Consider the following 15,115-nt stretch of genomic DNA (forward strand, 5'->3'; position numbering starts at 1 on the left):
CTTTTCAATACAGGGCACACATGCCGTGCAGGGTCGAGAATCCTCAGATAGAGCGTGAAATAAGTTCTTTCATGATTTCGTTGGTGCCGCCGTAGATGCGGTTGGCACGGGTGTCGATGTAGGCTCGGGCGATCGGATACTCGAGCATGTAGCCATAGCCACCATGCAGTTGCACACAGCGGTCAACCACCTTGCTGAGCAAATCGGATACCCAGTACTTGGCCGCACAGGCAGCCTCGGGCGACAGGGAATTCTTCACCACCAGCTCCATACAGCGATCAACATAAACCCGTGCAATCTGGATTTCAGAACGCATCTCGGCCAATTCAAAGCGGGTGTTCTGGAATGCCGCCACCGGCTTGCCAAACGCCTGGCGCTGTTTCACATATTCCACGGTGGTTGCCAGCGCATGCTCGGCAGCCGACGAACAGATGATGGCGATCATCATCCGCTCCCAGGCCAGCTCCTTCATCAAGGCAATGAAACCCATGCCCTCGGCACCCAGCAGGTTTTCCTTGGGCACCTTGACGTTGTCGAAGAACAACTCGCAGGTGTCCTGCCCGCGCATGCCGACTTTCTTCAGCGGCTTGCCCTTGGAGAAGCCCTCGCGATCCGCCTCAATAATCATCAGGGACACACTTTGTGCACCCAGCTCAGCCGGCCCGGTACGCACCGCCACCACCGCCATGTCACAGAGGTAACCGTTGGTGATAAAGATTTTCGAGCCATTTACCACGTAGTGATCGCCCTCAAGGGTGGCCGTGGTCTTGATACGTTGAAGATCGGAACCGGTACCCGGCTCGGTCATGGCCACGGCAGTGACCGCTTCACCGGTGGCCATTTTGGGCAGCCACTGGCTTTTCTGTTCATGGGAACCAAAGTTGTTGATGTAGTTGGCAACAATGTCCGAGTGCAGGGCAAAGCCGCTGGCCGAATCCCCCACCCTCGCCTGCTCCTCCATCAGTATCATCGAATAGAGACGGTCAACGCCGCAGCCGCCGTACTCTTCAGGCATCGTTGGACACAGCAGCCCCAGCTCCCCCGCCTTATTCCACAGTTCACGATCAATATGTTGCTGCTCCTCCCACTTCTCGTGGTAAGGGGAGATTTCAGTCTCGAAGAAACGCCTTGCTGTGGCGCGGAACGCCTCATGGTCTTCATTGAAGAGAGTACGGGGGATCATCGGCGATACAGCCGCCGGTACATGCACATCACTCATTACAGGCTTCCAACGTTGATTCAGGAACAATGGCAAGACTTTATAACTTACAATACGTACGTTCAACTTGTTTATTGGCGAGCTACGCTACAATCCATTTATCATTTAGAATCAGGCCTCTGCATCCCAGTGACCATGCTCAGTAATAGACAGAGAACGCGATGAATGCTCAACGACGCACCCAGGAACAACGTAGCGACGCCATGCGGGAACGCATCATTCAGGCAGTGCTCACCTGTCTAGAGAAGGATGGATTCGCTGGCACCACCGTCAGTCGCATTATCAACATCGCTGGCGTATCTAGGGGCGCCCCACTACACCATTTCTCTAGTAAAGCAGACATGATCGCTGCGGCAGCTGAGCATTTAATTCGCCAGCACTATATTCAGCTGGGTAAAGCCATCGCCAAACTCCATGGATCTGAAGATCGACTAGAAGCCCTTATCTTTGGTGCATGGAAGAATGTTTTCGATCAGCCGGAATTTATCCCGTTGATGCAACTATTGACAGCCAGCCAACATGACCCTGAGCTTGCATCCATTTTGCAACGTGTCTGGACTTCCAATTACTTCATCGTCGGTAACGCGGCTGACCATTATCTGGAGGCCATTAGTGAAGACACCGATGTGCGCTCGATGATGATGTTGACGCAATGGCTGTTGCGCGGCATGGCGCAGGATTTGCACATCGTTGCCGACAAAACGCTCTTTGACCGCTATCTCAAAGTCTGGTGCAACATGCTCGCCGTTCATCTGCGAGCCCGTGCAGATGTAAACGACCCACCGCCTTACCCGCCCAAGTGGGAACTACCGCTGAGCGATGCTTGACCGCCCCACTTGGGCTTGCGGCATCTCTACACATAGCTACGTTGTCGTTAACACCCAACGAATAAAGCTGTATATCGACCATGTCCACGCCACTTGATTGCTCAGATCGACCTTCGGTACCGGATACGGTTTCCGTTGACACAAGTCGTCATCGAGACTATTGGAGATAGCAATTCTTGCAGTGCTTCAGATTAAAGACTTCAGTTCGATATTCGGATTAGACAATACTTCAGCGCTGACACTCTTGCGCAGTTTAACCAACTGTTTACCCACCATGAATGCAACTGGAAAATTGACTGCATCAACAGCAATAACATGACCAAGACATAGATAGAAAACTGCGAATTCCTTGTCAAGGATACTGCCACGCAGTACACGCTGGTCATGATTTTGGGACAATCCTACCATCTGCAAACGAACATCATACTGGTTCGACCAGAACCAGGGAGGGCTATCGTAGGGCTTTTCTTCACTCATAAGTGTAGCTGCCGCCGTACGAGCTTGCTCAACAGCGTTAGCGACTGATTCAAGACGCTGCCTTTTGTCGAAGAACAGATTATGATGGCGGGTACAATCTCCTATCGCCAGAATGTCTGGGTCATCGGTGCGGGTAAATTCATCGACGACAACGCCATCATCGCAAAGCAGGCCAGCATTTTCAGCCAAGGCCGTTTCTGGTATGACACCAATCGAAACGAGAACGATGTCCGCTGACACCTTACCCCCATCGGCCAAGGTCACACCATTCACGCACCCTTGATCATCTGATTCAAAACCAATTACGGCCGCCCCCAGACGAACATCGACTCCTGCACTCGTGTGTTTGGCGTAGAGAAATTCAGATATCTCTGGCCCAGTAACACGCTGCATTAAGCGCTCGGCAGCTTCCAAGACAGTAACTTTAACACCTTGCTTAGTCGCACTGGCAGCCACTTCAAGTCCGATATACCCGCCCCCCACGATAACCAGGCGTTTGCCGGGTACTAGCTCACGACGCAGGGCATCTGTGTCCTCGATACCATGCAAATAATGAATACCTTTCAAGTCTGAACCCCGCACGTTAAGACGGCGGACATGTGAGCCAGTGGCCAAGACCAGTTGGTCGTACTTTAAAGTGCTTTGATCTGACAAAATGAGGCTTTTGTCGTCTCTGTTAATCTTTTCTACGCGCACGCCGAGCTGTAATTCCTGCCCCGCTTTCTCGTAGATTGAAGGCGGTTTAAGGTATAAAGACGCCTTATCAACCTCCCCCGCGAGATAATTCTTGGACAAGGGCGGTCGCTGATAGGGAGGGTGCAGCTCTTCGCTAACCATAACCACTTTGTGAGGGTATTTTTTTTGCAGCAAGGCGGTCAAAAGTGTTCCTGCTGCGTGTCCACCACCAATAATGACGGTGACCTCTTTATTTTTGTTAATCATAACCTGTCTCTTTCTATGCGTACTGAAACCGAGTTACCCACAAAAAATTCATGAATAACTATAACTTGCAACATCATCCGAGCTAAACACATGATGCCTAAAATCCAGCCACCGCGGCGTCCTCAAGTATCATATCTGCCCCTTTCTCTCCAATCATGGTCGCCGGCTGATTGGTATTCCCGCCAACCAGGGTTGGCATGATAGACGCATCAACTACCCGCAACGACTGCAAGCCACGCACACGGAGACGAGGGTCGACCACTGCCATATGATCAATCCCCATCTTACAAGTGCCGACCGGGTGGTATGCGGACTCACCATTACGGCGCACCCACTCGGTGAGACTCGCGTCATCCTGTATTTCCAGCCCTGGTGAAATTTCTACATCCTGATGAATATAAAGTGCACGCTGGGACAAAATATTACGAACAAGCCGAACACCACGAATGAGTTGTTCGACATCGGCAGGGTCAGCCATGTAATTGGGGTCAATCAATGGTGCAGCGAGCGGATCAGCACTGTGTAAACCAATGCGGCCCCGGGACAAGGGCCTGAGCCCATAGATCATTACAATGTAGCCATAGCCACTCATTGCAATTTTCATGTCACGGCCGTGATCAGCGTACAGCATTGGCCCAAAGTGCAATTGCAGATCAGGTATCGGTTGCTCTGCTTGGGAGCAGATGAATCCGCCTGCCTCAGCGCCATTGCTAGACAGCACACCTCGACGACCGCTCAGGTATTGCATTAAGGCCCGCCCCCCGTTCAACCAATAGCTAGGATGCATCGATATTCCCTGTCGGCTTCGCGATCTGACCCGTACAAAAACGTCAACATGATCTTGAAGATTACGCCCCACCCCCTCCAGCGAATGACGCAGCTCAATGCCATGTCGAGCAAGCTCCTCGCGGGGGCCGACACCTGACAGCATAAGAAGTTGTGGCGAGTTGAATGCACCGCCGCATAGGATAACCTCCCGCTTGGCATGAGCTCTAACCAAACTTTTTGCGTGGCGATACTCGACACCAATAGCGCGAGCCCCATCAAACAGCACGCGGGTAACATGTGCATCGCTGCGAATGGTCAAGTTAGATCGACCCTCAGCAGGCTCAAGATAAGCACGCGCATTACTGCAACGGGAACCATCCTTCTGATAGGTGTAGTAATAGCCGACGCCTTCCTGATCAGCGCCGTTGAAGTCCCGATTGCGTCGATACCCCGCCTGTACTGATGCCTCGACAAACGCCGTACTCAACGGGTTTGTATAACGCCGCTCCGCCACATTGAGAGGCCCATCCTGACCGTGGAAGCCTGCGGTACCCGGCACCATCTCAGGCTCGTAATGTTCTGACTTACGAAAATACGGCAACACCTCGGCGTATGACCAACCGTTACACCCCTGCCGTGCCCACTCGTCGTAGTCCCTGGCGTGACCACGGATATAGACTTGGGCGTTAATCCCACTCGAACCGCCAAGCATCTTGCCCCGCGGCTGGAACAACGAGCGACCATACATGTGGCGCTGTGGTTCAGTATAGAACTGCCAGTTGAAACGGCGACTGAACATCAACTGCAAAAATCCAAGAGGCGTGTTGACGAAAGGGTTGCGGCGACTCTTGGGCCCGGCTTCGAGTAGCAACACCGTATAGAGGCCACTCTCAGACAAACGATTGGCTACCGCGCACCCTGCTGAGCCAGCGCCAACAACGATATAATCGAATTGTTCAGTCGCCAGACTGGTCAAACCATTCATTAATTTTTTGCCGTCAGTTTGACCATCAACTTCGAATAACCGCGCACGAAGTTCGACTGTACACGCTCCGGCTCATCGACCACTTCGATATTTTCGAATCGCTTGAGCAGTTCTTCCCACAAAATCCGTAATTGCAATTCAGCCAGGCGGTTACCCATACAACGGTGAATACCGTAACCAAAAGAAATATGGTTGCGTGCATCCTTGCGATCAATAATAAGTTGATCGGGGTTTTCAAACTTGCGTTCATCCCGATTTCCTGAGGCATACCACATTAAAACCCGGTCCCCTTTCTTGATGGTCTGACCACGAAGTTCAACGTCCTGGGTCGCAACCCTGCGCATGTTGGCCAACGGGGTTTGCCAACGAATGATTTCCGACACCATGTTCGGAATCAGATCCGGTTTCGCCTTCAGCTTGGCGAACTCCTCGGGGAATTGATTCAAGGCCAACACACCACCGCTCATGGAATTCCGCGTGGTGTCATTACCTCCAACAATCAATAGAGCAAGATTACCGATAAACTCCATCGGCCTATTGATCAGGTCTTTTGTGTCGTCGTTGCCCTGTAGCATACTGATCAAATCAAAACCCGGCTCTTCACCAGCCACACGTCGAGCCTCTTTGTCGCGCCACAATCTTGAGAAAGCTCTAGCCATGTCTGCTGCATCATCGAACATGACATCCTCATCCGTGAACTCTCCACCGGTGGCAGATGCTGCACCAGACAGACGATCAGACCAATCAACAAGCTTGTGACGCTCCTCATAAGGGAAATCAAGTAGCGTTGCCAACATGCGACCTGTAAGCTCTTTTGATACTGCAGGAACCCAGTTGAATGGTTTATCTAGCGGCAGACTATCGAGCACTTCTGCAGCTCGAGAACGGATCAGCCCCTCCATTTCCTTAAGATTTTTCGGCGCTACTACGCCCTGCACCGCCCGGCGTTGTACATCATGCTTGGGCGGATCCATAGCAATGAACATTTCAACCGATAAGCCTTCAGGTGGATCACCAAGAATAATTTGTGGCTCGGATGAGAAAAGTTCGTGATTTTTATCCACGAACAATATGTCCTCATAGCGCGTTATGGACCAGAAAGGACCGAATGGACTTTTCTTCTGGTAGTGCACCGGGGCCTCATCACGCAATCGCTTAAAATACGCGCGCCACTGATCTTGCCGGTACAAAAAGGGGTTACTGGTGTCAATATCTTCAATTGCCAAGCTATTGACATCAGGAACAGGCGTTTCAACGAAATTTACTTGTGGTCGCCGAGACCCAACCGTTTTTTTCTTGGCTTTCATCAACATCTTCAGTGCCTTGATTTGCAAATGCATCGGCAGCACTTTGGAGGAAGCGTTGATCATCTTGGTCTGAATAGCATTGGTTGAGCTTGTTTTTGTTGACATAGCTTTCTCCTTGCTTACATCTGGAACTCGGGAAGTTGGACGGTCATACCGTCCATTGCTTTAGTCGTTTGCACCTGACACCCCAGGCGTGAAGTTCTCGCACGCTCCGGAGTCATTGACAGCATCTGTTCTTCTGCATCACCAACCTTACCGGTCTTTTCGAACCACTCATCTGACACAATCATGTGACAGGTTCCACAAGCGCACTCCCCACCACAATCACCATCAATACCAGGAACGGCATTATCAACGGCGATTTGCATAAGAGTAGCCCCCTCATCAAATTGCGTAACATGCTCGGTGCTGTCATGTTCAATGAAAATAATTTTTCCCACAGTGTGTCTCCTGCCAGTTATATCTACCCTGAAGACTGGCTATATGCAGGAACACCGACGAGGACTTTTCTTGACATAACAGGGACATTAAAAGACAGTTGGCACATTCCGAGGAATCGCTGATGGCGATAACGTCGCACAAACAGGGTTTGAAAAAGTGGATGCTGATATCCCGTCGAATTACTCACGCCTTATCGCTCGCGAACTTGGCCTGAGTGCACGAGAACTCCCCAAGCTCTTGCGCAACACGGGTGTAGATGTTGCGCAGTTGCTCAAAGACGAAAGTCTGTTCACTGCGGCCCAGCAGATTCAGGTTTTCCGCAATGCTTTAGATTTGTCCTGCAAACCGGAGTTCGGCTTACTGCTAGGCCGACGCCTCACCCCTGCAACCCACGGGGCAATGGGATTTGTTGCAAACAGCAGCCCAGATCTTTATACAGCATTGCATGCTGTCCACACTTTCCTGCCAACTCGGGCAAGCTTTATTCATGTTCACTTACAACAAAAAGAGGAATTTCTGGAATGCGTTGTAAACTTCCAAGTTTCGATGGATACGGATGTGGAACGCTGCTTGGCCGATGCCGTAATCAAAGCTTTTTTTGAAATTGGTGAATTCATCGTAGGCCGCCCCTTATATGAATCGGAGGTTCACTTCACCCATCCAGCCCCAGCCTACAAAGATATGTACAGGGACTACTTGCCTGGCAGGGTTTACTTTAACTGTGACAAATTCAAACTAAAGCTGGCAATGGCGTTGTGCCGTAAACCAAACGCATCAGCCAATCATGAAAGTTACCGTCTAGCGTTACAGCAATGCGAATCCATGCTTGCGCGGCTTCAGACTCGTGAGCAGGATTATCGGACCCAGGTTGAGAAAATGATGTTGTCTCGCCCTCCAGGGACGCTTAGTGAAGAAGAAGCAGCAGCCACGCTATTCATAAGCAAGCGGACACTTGCTCGCAAACTGAGAAGCGAAAACAGCAGTTTCAGGAAAATTCGCGACGAGGTGCTATCCAGGCAGGCCGCAAGCTATTTGCGTGACAGCAATCTGTCTGTTGAAGCCATTGCCTCATTGCTGAATTATCACGACTCAGCAAGCTTCAGGCGGGCTTTCAAGCGCTGGTTCGGCCGAACGCCTGACCAGTACAGACAGAATATTTGAGGGAACTTTTAACCTATGCCCACATTTCAATACAATCGTAGGGATATAAACACCAAATAAAATAGAATTGTCTAGCGTTTGAGCACACCATCCTTAATTACCGTCCACACAAAATCTCCGACATCCTTCACCGTATATCGCCCCCCCTCATTGAACCACGTTGCTACCCAGTTCAACGCGCCCAGCCCGATAAGACGCAAAAGATCACGATCCACATCAGCACGAATCAGGCCCTGAGAGGACAAAGATTGCAACATGGCAGACCAAAGAAGCTCGTATTTGTCTCGTAGATCAATCATTTCCTGGCGGGACTCACCATGCAAGGAGCGCCATTCAAAAAGGAGGACATAGACCATATCCGACCCACCAACCAGCAACTCAAGGTGAGCATTGATCCCCTGACGCAACTGCTCAAGCGGCTCACTTTCCCCCCGAATGGCCTCAGACAAGGCCGTAGACGCTTGCTCAAGCGCAAGGCGCATCAAGTCGACCAGAATGCTTTCCTTGGAGGGGTAACGGTAATGCAAGCTGCCAGGCAGCATGCCACAAGCCTCGGCGATTTCTTTAACGGTGGTTTTATCGAACCCCTTTTGACGAAATAGACGAGCTGCAGCACCGAGCACAAACACTCGATCCGCCTCCGCCACCGGCGTTACCTGATTTTTCTTTCTTCCCACAAGGCACTCCCATGCTGTAAGCCTTTGATTCTAGCATTCCTTTTAAAGTCGGCCCAGCCTTCCTGGCCGATGGCACTATTCGATCTATACAGATAAAAACACGCTGTCTACCTTATAATCTTGAATTTGGTTGGTCATACAAATAAAGTCCAATGAATGCACTTTACTTGGGAGCGATCCAATGGCTCTGGCAAACCGCAAGATTGGTTACGACGAGGTTGTAACCCGTGACATTCACTTTCCCATGAACATCGAAAACGTGGCCCGCCACTGGTTTCGCAACGACCCGTGGTCCACTCACTGGATGAATGCCATTCTCGCCGCCGTCCCCGACGGTGAACGCTGGGTGATGAATTCTGCAAGACGGCAGCTTGGCAAGCTTGACGATCCAGAAGTGCTGAACGCAGCTAAAGAATTCATTCGTCAGGAGCGCATTCATGCTCGTGAGCACGATGAAATGAACGCCATCGGCGTGCAACACGGGGTTCCCATCGACAAGGTTGAAGGCGTGTTCAAGCTGATCCGTAAGCAACTCCAACACCGCCTCAGTGACGATATGCAGAGCTCCATCGCAGCGGCGTTTGAACATTTCACGGCCATTATTTCCTCGGTACTGCTTGAGCACCCGGAGCTGTTTGACGAAACCCACCCGGATTTGCGTGCCATGCTCTACTGGCACTTTGTCGAAGAAACCGAGCACAAGAGCGTCAGTTATGACGTCTTCGTCGATGCCAGTGGTGGTGGCTACCGCAGTTACCGACTGCGTATCAGTGGCATGCTACTGGCCATTGCCCTGGGCTTCCCCATTATGATCGGCAACCAGACCTATCTGCTCTACAAGGATCGTCAAATTCTGAATTTGTGGTCCGCCGCCAAAATGACCAAAGTCCTGTTCTGGCGTCCCGGCATTCTTTCCAAGGTACTCGCTGGCGTGCCCCCCTATTTCTCCCCCACTTTCCACCCGTGGGATGACGATAACCGTGATGTAATCCGGATCTGGAAACGCGCCTACGAAAGAACTGGCGACCCTCATAAGGCCTATCAAGCGCTCAGAGACCACCGAGCCAACAATGTACACGGTACATTCGAAACGCCACAACCTGAACCCGCATGGGGGCAGGCATGAAAAAGAAACCCTTGCACCCGTCAACTCAGGCGGCAGCTGTCATCACCGGGGCGGGTAGCGGCATCGGTCGTAGCTTTGCTTACGAAGTTGCCCGTCGAGGCGGTTCGGTACTGTGTGTCGATATCAATGAAGAGCGCGCCGAACAGGTGGCGATCAGCCTGCGAGCACTCGGTACTCACGCGGTAGCCCTGGGGTGTGATGTCGGCGATGAAAAACAGATGGCATACCTGGCGGAAAATGCCGAGCCTTTGCTCGGCAGGCCGGTAACCCTGGTAATCAACAACGCCGGCGTCGGCCTCGGTGGCCCAATCGGCGAGGTGTCACTTGAAGATTGGCACTGGTGCATGAACGTCAATCTATGGGGAGTTATTCACGGCTGCCATTATTTTGCCCCTCAGCTTCGCGATCTGGGCTATGGAGGCATCATCAATGTGGCCTCTGCTGCCGCATTCGGGTCCGCCCCGGAAATGGCCGCCTACAACGTCACCAAGGCGGGGGTGCTGGCCCTGTCCGAAACGCTGTCTTCTGAACTGACCGGTACCGGCGTAAAAATCACGGCCCTGTGCCCAACCGTGGTCCCGACCAATATCGTCGAGAATGGGCGCCTGCCTGAACGTCGCCGTGACTTTGCCCGTTCAGCGATGACCCGCTATGCCCTCACCAACGCCGACCAGGTGGCCCGACAGACCCTCAGTGCCCTTGATCGAGGTGAGCTTTACATGCTGCCACAAATTGACGGCCGGCTTGCCTGGCGGTTGAAACGCCTGACGCCACGACTATACGCCCGCGCGATTGGCGAAGCTTACAGAATGCTGGCTGATTAAACCGCATTAGTGGAAACGAAACACGCAAGGAATTCAATATGGCCTCCATTCCTACAACAATTTTGAAGCTACTTTTTCGCGCCGGCATGAAGCGTGATATACGCGACCCGGACAAACTGGTAAGACATCTTCGCAGGGTGATGAACGCGCCTTTGGCCCCCTCTCTGCTGCCACGCGGAGTGCGACTCAAGCGAGGCAAGGTTGCAGGAATAGCTGGCCACTGGCTAGGCACCGCAGACCCACAAATCACCATACTCTACCTGCATGGTGGCGCCTTCATCGGCGGGCGGCTTGATACCTATCACCACTTTTGTGGCCGTTTGGCTCACGCCCTGAATGCGCGGGTCTTTCTTCCGGATTACCGACTAGCCCCTGAGCACCCCTTCCCGGCAGCAACGGATGACGCCTTTAATGTGTATCGTGAACTGATCGCAGACCCTCGCCCTGTGGTCATTGCGGGAGACTCTGCGGGAGGCAACCTGACGTTAGTCACATTGCTGCGTGCCCGTGATCAGCTGCTGAAAATGCCGGCTTGCGCCCTCGCCATTTCGCCGGCATCGGATGCGCGAGGCACCCTGATGTCCAGACAGGCGAATAGCGACAGCGATACCATGCTTTCCCATGGCATGATTGAGGTGGCAACGGATATCTATCTGGCCGGCGCGGACCCCGCTCACCCGTATGCCTCACCAATCACCGCGGATTTCACCGGCTTGCCCCCTCTACTTTTCACTGTCAGTAGCGAAGAGTGTCTGCGCGACGATACCCATGCAGCAGCACAATGCGCGCGAGATGCGGGGGTGCCCGTGCAGGTTCTGGAGCGCGATGATATGCCGCACGTGTGGCCCGTATTCACCTTTTTGCTACCAGAGGCAAAGCAGGACTTCCCTACCATCGTCCGAATTCTGGAAAAGTATCTGACCAGCAATAACGTCGGCAAAGCCCCATCCCAAACGGTCAATGCTAGCGATAGCGCCATAGTTGAGGTTGCATCATGAATATGGCTGCTGTTGCAATCCATAACCCTCGTCCCAGCGTTACTCCTGATCATGAAGTCATTATCATCGGCGCGGGAATTTCTGGAATTGGTGCGGCAATCCAGCTGCGTGCCGATGGCATCAAAGATATCTTGATCCTTGAGCGAAGCAAGGATGTGGGAGGAACCTGGCGCGACAACCGTTATCCGGGAATCGCTGTCGACATTACCTCGTTTACCTATTCATTTTCCTTCGAACAAAACGCAAATTGGTCTCGCGTTTTTGCGCCGGGAAACGAGCTTTACCAGTATACAAGACAGGTAACAAGCAAGTATGGCATCTACCCACTGATTCGCTTTGGTGTCGAAGTCGCTAGCGCCCGTTTTGATCTCGACAGCCATGTCTGGTTGATCGATCTTACGGATGGCAGGCGACTTAGTGCACGCCATATTGTCTCGGCCTGTGGCGGTTTGATATCACCCAAGATGCCAGATATTGAAGGGCTTGATACGTTCCAGGGCAATGTCATTCACACTGCACGCTGGCCAGATGACCTTGATCTTAGTGACAAGCGAGTAGCGGTAATAGGCACTGGCGCCACTGCAGTGCAACTGATTCCGAAAATTGCCGGCAAGGCCCGCCAATTGGATGTCTACCAGCGCACCCCCATCTGGGTACTGAAAAAACCCGATCATAGCCTGCCCGGCTGGCTCAAGACTCTGTTCCGAACCGTACCGGGCCTGCAACGCACCCTTCGGGGCGCCACCGATACCGCCAGTGAAACCCTGATGGTGCTTTCAGCAATTTATTATCGCCAGGCCCCCTGGCTGGTCCGCATGTGCGAAAAGGCGGGCATAAACAACTTGCGCGAACAACTGCCCAACCGCAAAGACCTGTGGGAGAAACTGACACCGAAATACGGCTTCGGCTGTAAAAGACCAACCTTCTCCAACGACTATTTCCGCACCTTCGGCCGGGACAACGTCGAGCTGGTGACGACGCCGATCAAACGCATCACCTCCCGTGGCATCACCACCGAAGACGGCCGCTCACGACGCATAGATACCTTGATCCTCGCCACCGGTTACAAAACCTTCGAGAAAGGAAATATTCCCTCGTTCGACGTCATCGGCAGCAACAACATCAATTTGGGCGATTTCTGGCATGACTACCGTTACCAGGCCTATGAAGGGTTGACCATTCCGGGCTACCCGAACTTTTACATCATGCTCGGTCCCTATGCCCTTATCGGCACCTCTTACTTCAAGATGGTCGAAGGGAATGCCATCCACCTCTCTCGCTGTATTCGCGAAGCCAACCGACGTGGAGCCAGCCAAGTGGAAATACGTCAGTCCGTCCATGACGCGTATTTCCGCAATATCCAGAAACGCCAGCAAAACACCGTGTTCCTTAACCACAACTGCGCGCTGTCGAACAGTTATTACTTCGACCATCATGGTGACGCGCCAATGCTGCGGCCCTCTACCTCTCTGGAAATGCTGTGGCGAGCCAAGCATTTACCGATGGATCACTACCGGTTCAGTGTACTGGGCGGGCACACTCCCAGCAGACGCGACGACGGGAGACAAGCCTGCGAGCCACATCCCCAGCCGCCAGAGAAGGGCATTCCGGCAAAACAAACAGATAACCATTCTCAGTGATTGTGCCAGAGAAAGTGTGGAGCCTGCTTGTACATATCACGCCAACAGAGCTCTCCAGATCCAGTTCACCATGCCCTGGAGTGCTGCCCGGGAGGCGTTACACCATTCGATACCCATGCCTGGTCAGCACAGAACACTGCATCTCGTCATAGACAACGGCTGGGTATCACGCATTAGTGCGGATATTACCGGAGCAACAAAGCGCAACGTCATTACAGTCATGGACACAAACAGCTAAGCCTGAAATATAATTGGTTGGCTGACCAAACTAATAAAGAATCAGAACAACTCACCATCTATAACCAGAACAGCCCCCTTTAGGAGCCTGAAATGTCTGCAAAAAAAACAAAACGGTTACCTCTCCTTTTCTTCACGTGCACTACAGCATTGCTCTCACCCGGCTTGGCCATTGGCGGTGCTGGCGACGGAGCGAGCACTTATGGGCTAGGCCCGATGAATGCCGGCACTGCCTTGGCATTCAGTCCTTTTGCATCCAACAGCTGGTCGGTGTACTACAACCCGGCCGCCATGGCCCGCTCCCCGGAGGGCGAACTGGGAGTCATTGTGCAGTATGGCGACCAGGAATTACGTGCCAAATCACTGGGAGGAACAGACCCTTTGGAGCGAGAGAATGATATCCTCTCTGACACCAGTTCCGAACTATTATTAATCGGCTTCAAAAGCCGCGTCGCCGGCATTTCCAGCATCGACAAGCCCATTTACTTTGGCCTGAACGTGGGTGTAGACCAATACACATCCAACCTATTGCCCTATCAGGCCAATACCAGCCAGAAAGGGCAGTTTCTACGCTATGAATCTCAGCCACTTTATCTCGCCTTTGGTGGCGCTATCAGCAACGTCCTGAGGGGCGTTGACGTCGGCGCATCAGCACGTCTTACCCTCCAGGCCAAAGCCAACCTGGAAGCAGTTTCAGACCTTGGCGGCAACACAGACTCTGAAAAACTTTCCCTGGAAGCCTCTCCATCCCTATCACCGGCACTAGGTATCAATATCCGCTCTGGAGAAATGTTCTGCGGTACAAGCGAGTGCATGCCTTTTGGAATGGATAAGATGGAGCTGGCTCTTTTCTGGCGGGGGGAAAGTAGCTATGAGGTATCCGTGGATGCCAATGTGGTTGTGCCGGGAGTTATCCCTGAACCAGGCCTGAGCCTAGCGCTTAGTACAATTGATACCTATCAACCTGAAGTTCTCGGCGCAGCCATTTTGCTTCCCGTTGGCAAATTCGAATTGACGGCAGGCATTGAGCAGCACAATTGGTCTGCGCTTGAAAGCGAGTTTGCCGGCGATACTATTCGCGATCAGGCTAATCTAGCGTTTGACGACATCACCATTCCCCGAATTGGCGTTAGCTATCAGTGGTCGGAGTCCATGAAACTCTTTGCCGGCGCAGCCCTGGAGGACTCACCTTTAAAATCCAGCCGATCCCAGGATGTTAACTATCTTGACACCGATAAAAAGGTTTTCGGTCTGGGTGCCAGCTACCGTCTGGCCAGCGCGCCAATAATAGATATGCCATTAGAACTCGCCTTCGCTTACCAGTATCAAATGCTGGATGAAGCTGATTTCGAATTGACCTCCATCAACTCTTCCACCGATCCAGCCCCTTATGAAACGGTAAGGGCTGATGGTGAAATAAACGTATTTTCTTCCTCCCTGTCGCTAAAGTTTTAACAACAGGCATGCGATTAATACCAGGAGAAGA

General features: G+C 52.3%; 13 protein-coding genes. 7 read left to right on the forward strand and 6 right to left on the reverse strand.

What is annotated here, in order from left to right:
• Positions 1 to 43 precede the first annotated feature (43 nt).
• On the reverse strand, positions 44 to 1,219 hold the full coding sequence (locus Q672_RS18055; protein ID WP_022983802.1) for an acyl-CoA dehydrogenase family protein: 1,176 nt from the start codon (positions 1,217 to 1,219) through the stop codon (positions 44 to 46).
• Between the two features lie 161 nt (positions 1,220 to 1,380).
• Here Q672_RS18055 and Q672_RS18060 point away from each other — a divergent pair, with 161 nt between their 5' ends.
• Positions 1,381 to 2,046, forward strand: coding sequence for a TetR/AcrR family transcriptional regulator (locus tag Q672_RS18060; protein ID WP_022983803.1), 666 nt, complete (start codon positions 1,381 to 1,383; stop codon positions 2,044 to 2,046).
• Positions 2,047 to 2,232: 186 nt separating this feature from the next.
• On the opposite strand, the gene Q672_RS18065 is transcribed toward Q672_RS18060, so the two are convergent.
• From Q672_RS18065 to Q672_RS18080, 4 genes are all read right to left on the reverse strand, one after another.
• Positions 2,233 to 3,465 (reverse strand): NAD(P)/FAD-dependent oxidoreductase, encoded by a 1,233-nt coding sequence (locus tag Q672_RS18065; RefSeq protein WP_022983804.1) that lies wholly within the window; start codon positions 3,463 to 3,465, stop codon positions 2,233 to 2,235.
• Positions 3,466 to 3,562: 97 nt separating this feature from the next.
• The gene (locus tag Q672_RS18070; RefSeq protein WP_022983805.1) at positions 3,563 to 5,218 is read right to left on the reverse strand and encodes a GMC family oxidoreductase; all 1,656 of its coding nucleotides are present in this window, start codon (positions 5,216 to 5,218) and stop codon (positions 3,563 to 3,565) included.
• Positions 5,218 to 6,630, reverse strand: a complete 1,413-nt coding sequence (locus tag Q672_RS18075) for a cytochrome P450 (protein ID WP_022983806.1) — start codon at positions 6,628 to 6,630, stop codon at positions 5,218 to 5,220. The genes Q672_RS18070 and Q672_RS18075 overlap by 1 nt, the downstream gene beginning before the upstream one ends.
• Positions 6,631 to 6,644: 14 nt before the next feature.
• The gene (locus tag Q672_RS18080) at positions 6,645 to 6,965 is read right to left on the reverse strand and encodes a 2Fe-2S iron-sulfur cluster-binding protein (protein WP_022983807.1); all 321 of its coding nucleotides are present in this window, start codon (positions 6,963 to 6,965) and stop codon (positions 6,645 to 6,647) included.
• 157 nt (positions 6,966 to 7,122) lie between these two features.
• On the opposite strand from Q672_RS18080, the gene Q672_RS18085 reads away from it, so the two are divergent.
• Positions 7,123 to 8,127, forward strand: a complete 1,005-nt coding sequence (locus Q672_RS18085; protein ID WP_022983808.1) for an AraC family transcriptional regulator — start codon at positions 7,123 to 7,125, stop codon at positions 8,125 to 8,127.
• Positions 8,128 to 8,198: 71 nt separating this feature from the next.
• Here the strand turns inward: Q672_RS18085 and Q672_RS18090 are convergent, their stop codons facing one another.
• Positions 8,199 to 8,804: a TetR/AcrR family transcriptional regulator gene (locus tag Q672_RS18090; RefSeq protein ID WP_007151233.1), complete on the reverse strand. Its 606-nt coding sequence runs from the start codon at positions 8,802 to 8,804 to the stop codon at positions 8,199 to 8,201.
• 181 nt (positions 8,805 to 8,985) lie between these two features.
• On the opposite strand from Q672_RS18090, the gene Q672_RS18095 reads away from it, so the two are divergent.
• From Q672_RS18095 to Q672_RS18115, 5 genes are all read left to right on the forward strand, one after another.
• Positions 8,986 to 9,930, forward strand: coding sequence for a metal-dependent hydrolase (locus tag Q672_RS18095; protein ID WP_008930237.1), 945 nt, complete (start codon positions 8,986 to 8,988; stop codon positions 9,928 to 9,930).
• A complete protein-coding gene (locus Q672_RS18100) occupies positions 9,927 to 10,754 on the forward strand; it encodes an SDR family NAD(P)-dependent oxidoreductase (protein ID WP_008930238.1) in 828 nt (275 codons plus the stop codon). Before Q672_RS18095 ends, Q672_RS18100 begins: the two co-directional genes overlap by 4 nt.
• 86 nt (positions 10,755 to 10,840) lie before the next feature.
• Entirely contained in the window at positions 10,841 to 11,752 is a 912-nt protein-coding gene (locus Q672_RS18105; protein ID WP_231880744.1) for an alpha/beta hydrolase, read from the forward strand.
• Entirely contained in the window at positions 11,749 to 13,392 is a 1,644-nt protein-coding gene (locus Q672_RS18110) for a flavin-containing monooxygenase (protein ID WP_022983811.1), read from the forward strand. Before Q672_RS18105 ends, Q672_RS18110 begins: the two co-directional genes overlap by 4 nt.
• Before the next feature lie 330 nt (positions 13,393 to 13,722).
• Positions 13,723 to 15,084 carry an OmpP1/FadL family transporter gene (locus Q672_RS18115; RefSeq protein WP_031225744.1) on the forward strand — a complete coding sequence of 454 codons (1,362 nt, stop codon included), beginning with the start codon at positions 13,723 to 13,725 and terminating at the stop codon, positions 15,082 to 15,084.
• The last annotated feature ends 31 nt before the right edge of the window (positions 15,085 to 15,115 follow it).

The organism is Alcanivorax sp. P2S70 (assembly GCF_000475295.1).
Classification (GTDB): Bacteria; Pseudomonadota; Gammaproteobacteria; order Pseudomonadales; family Alcanivoracaceae; genus Alcanivorax; species Alcanivorax profundi.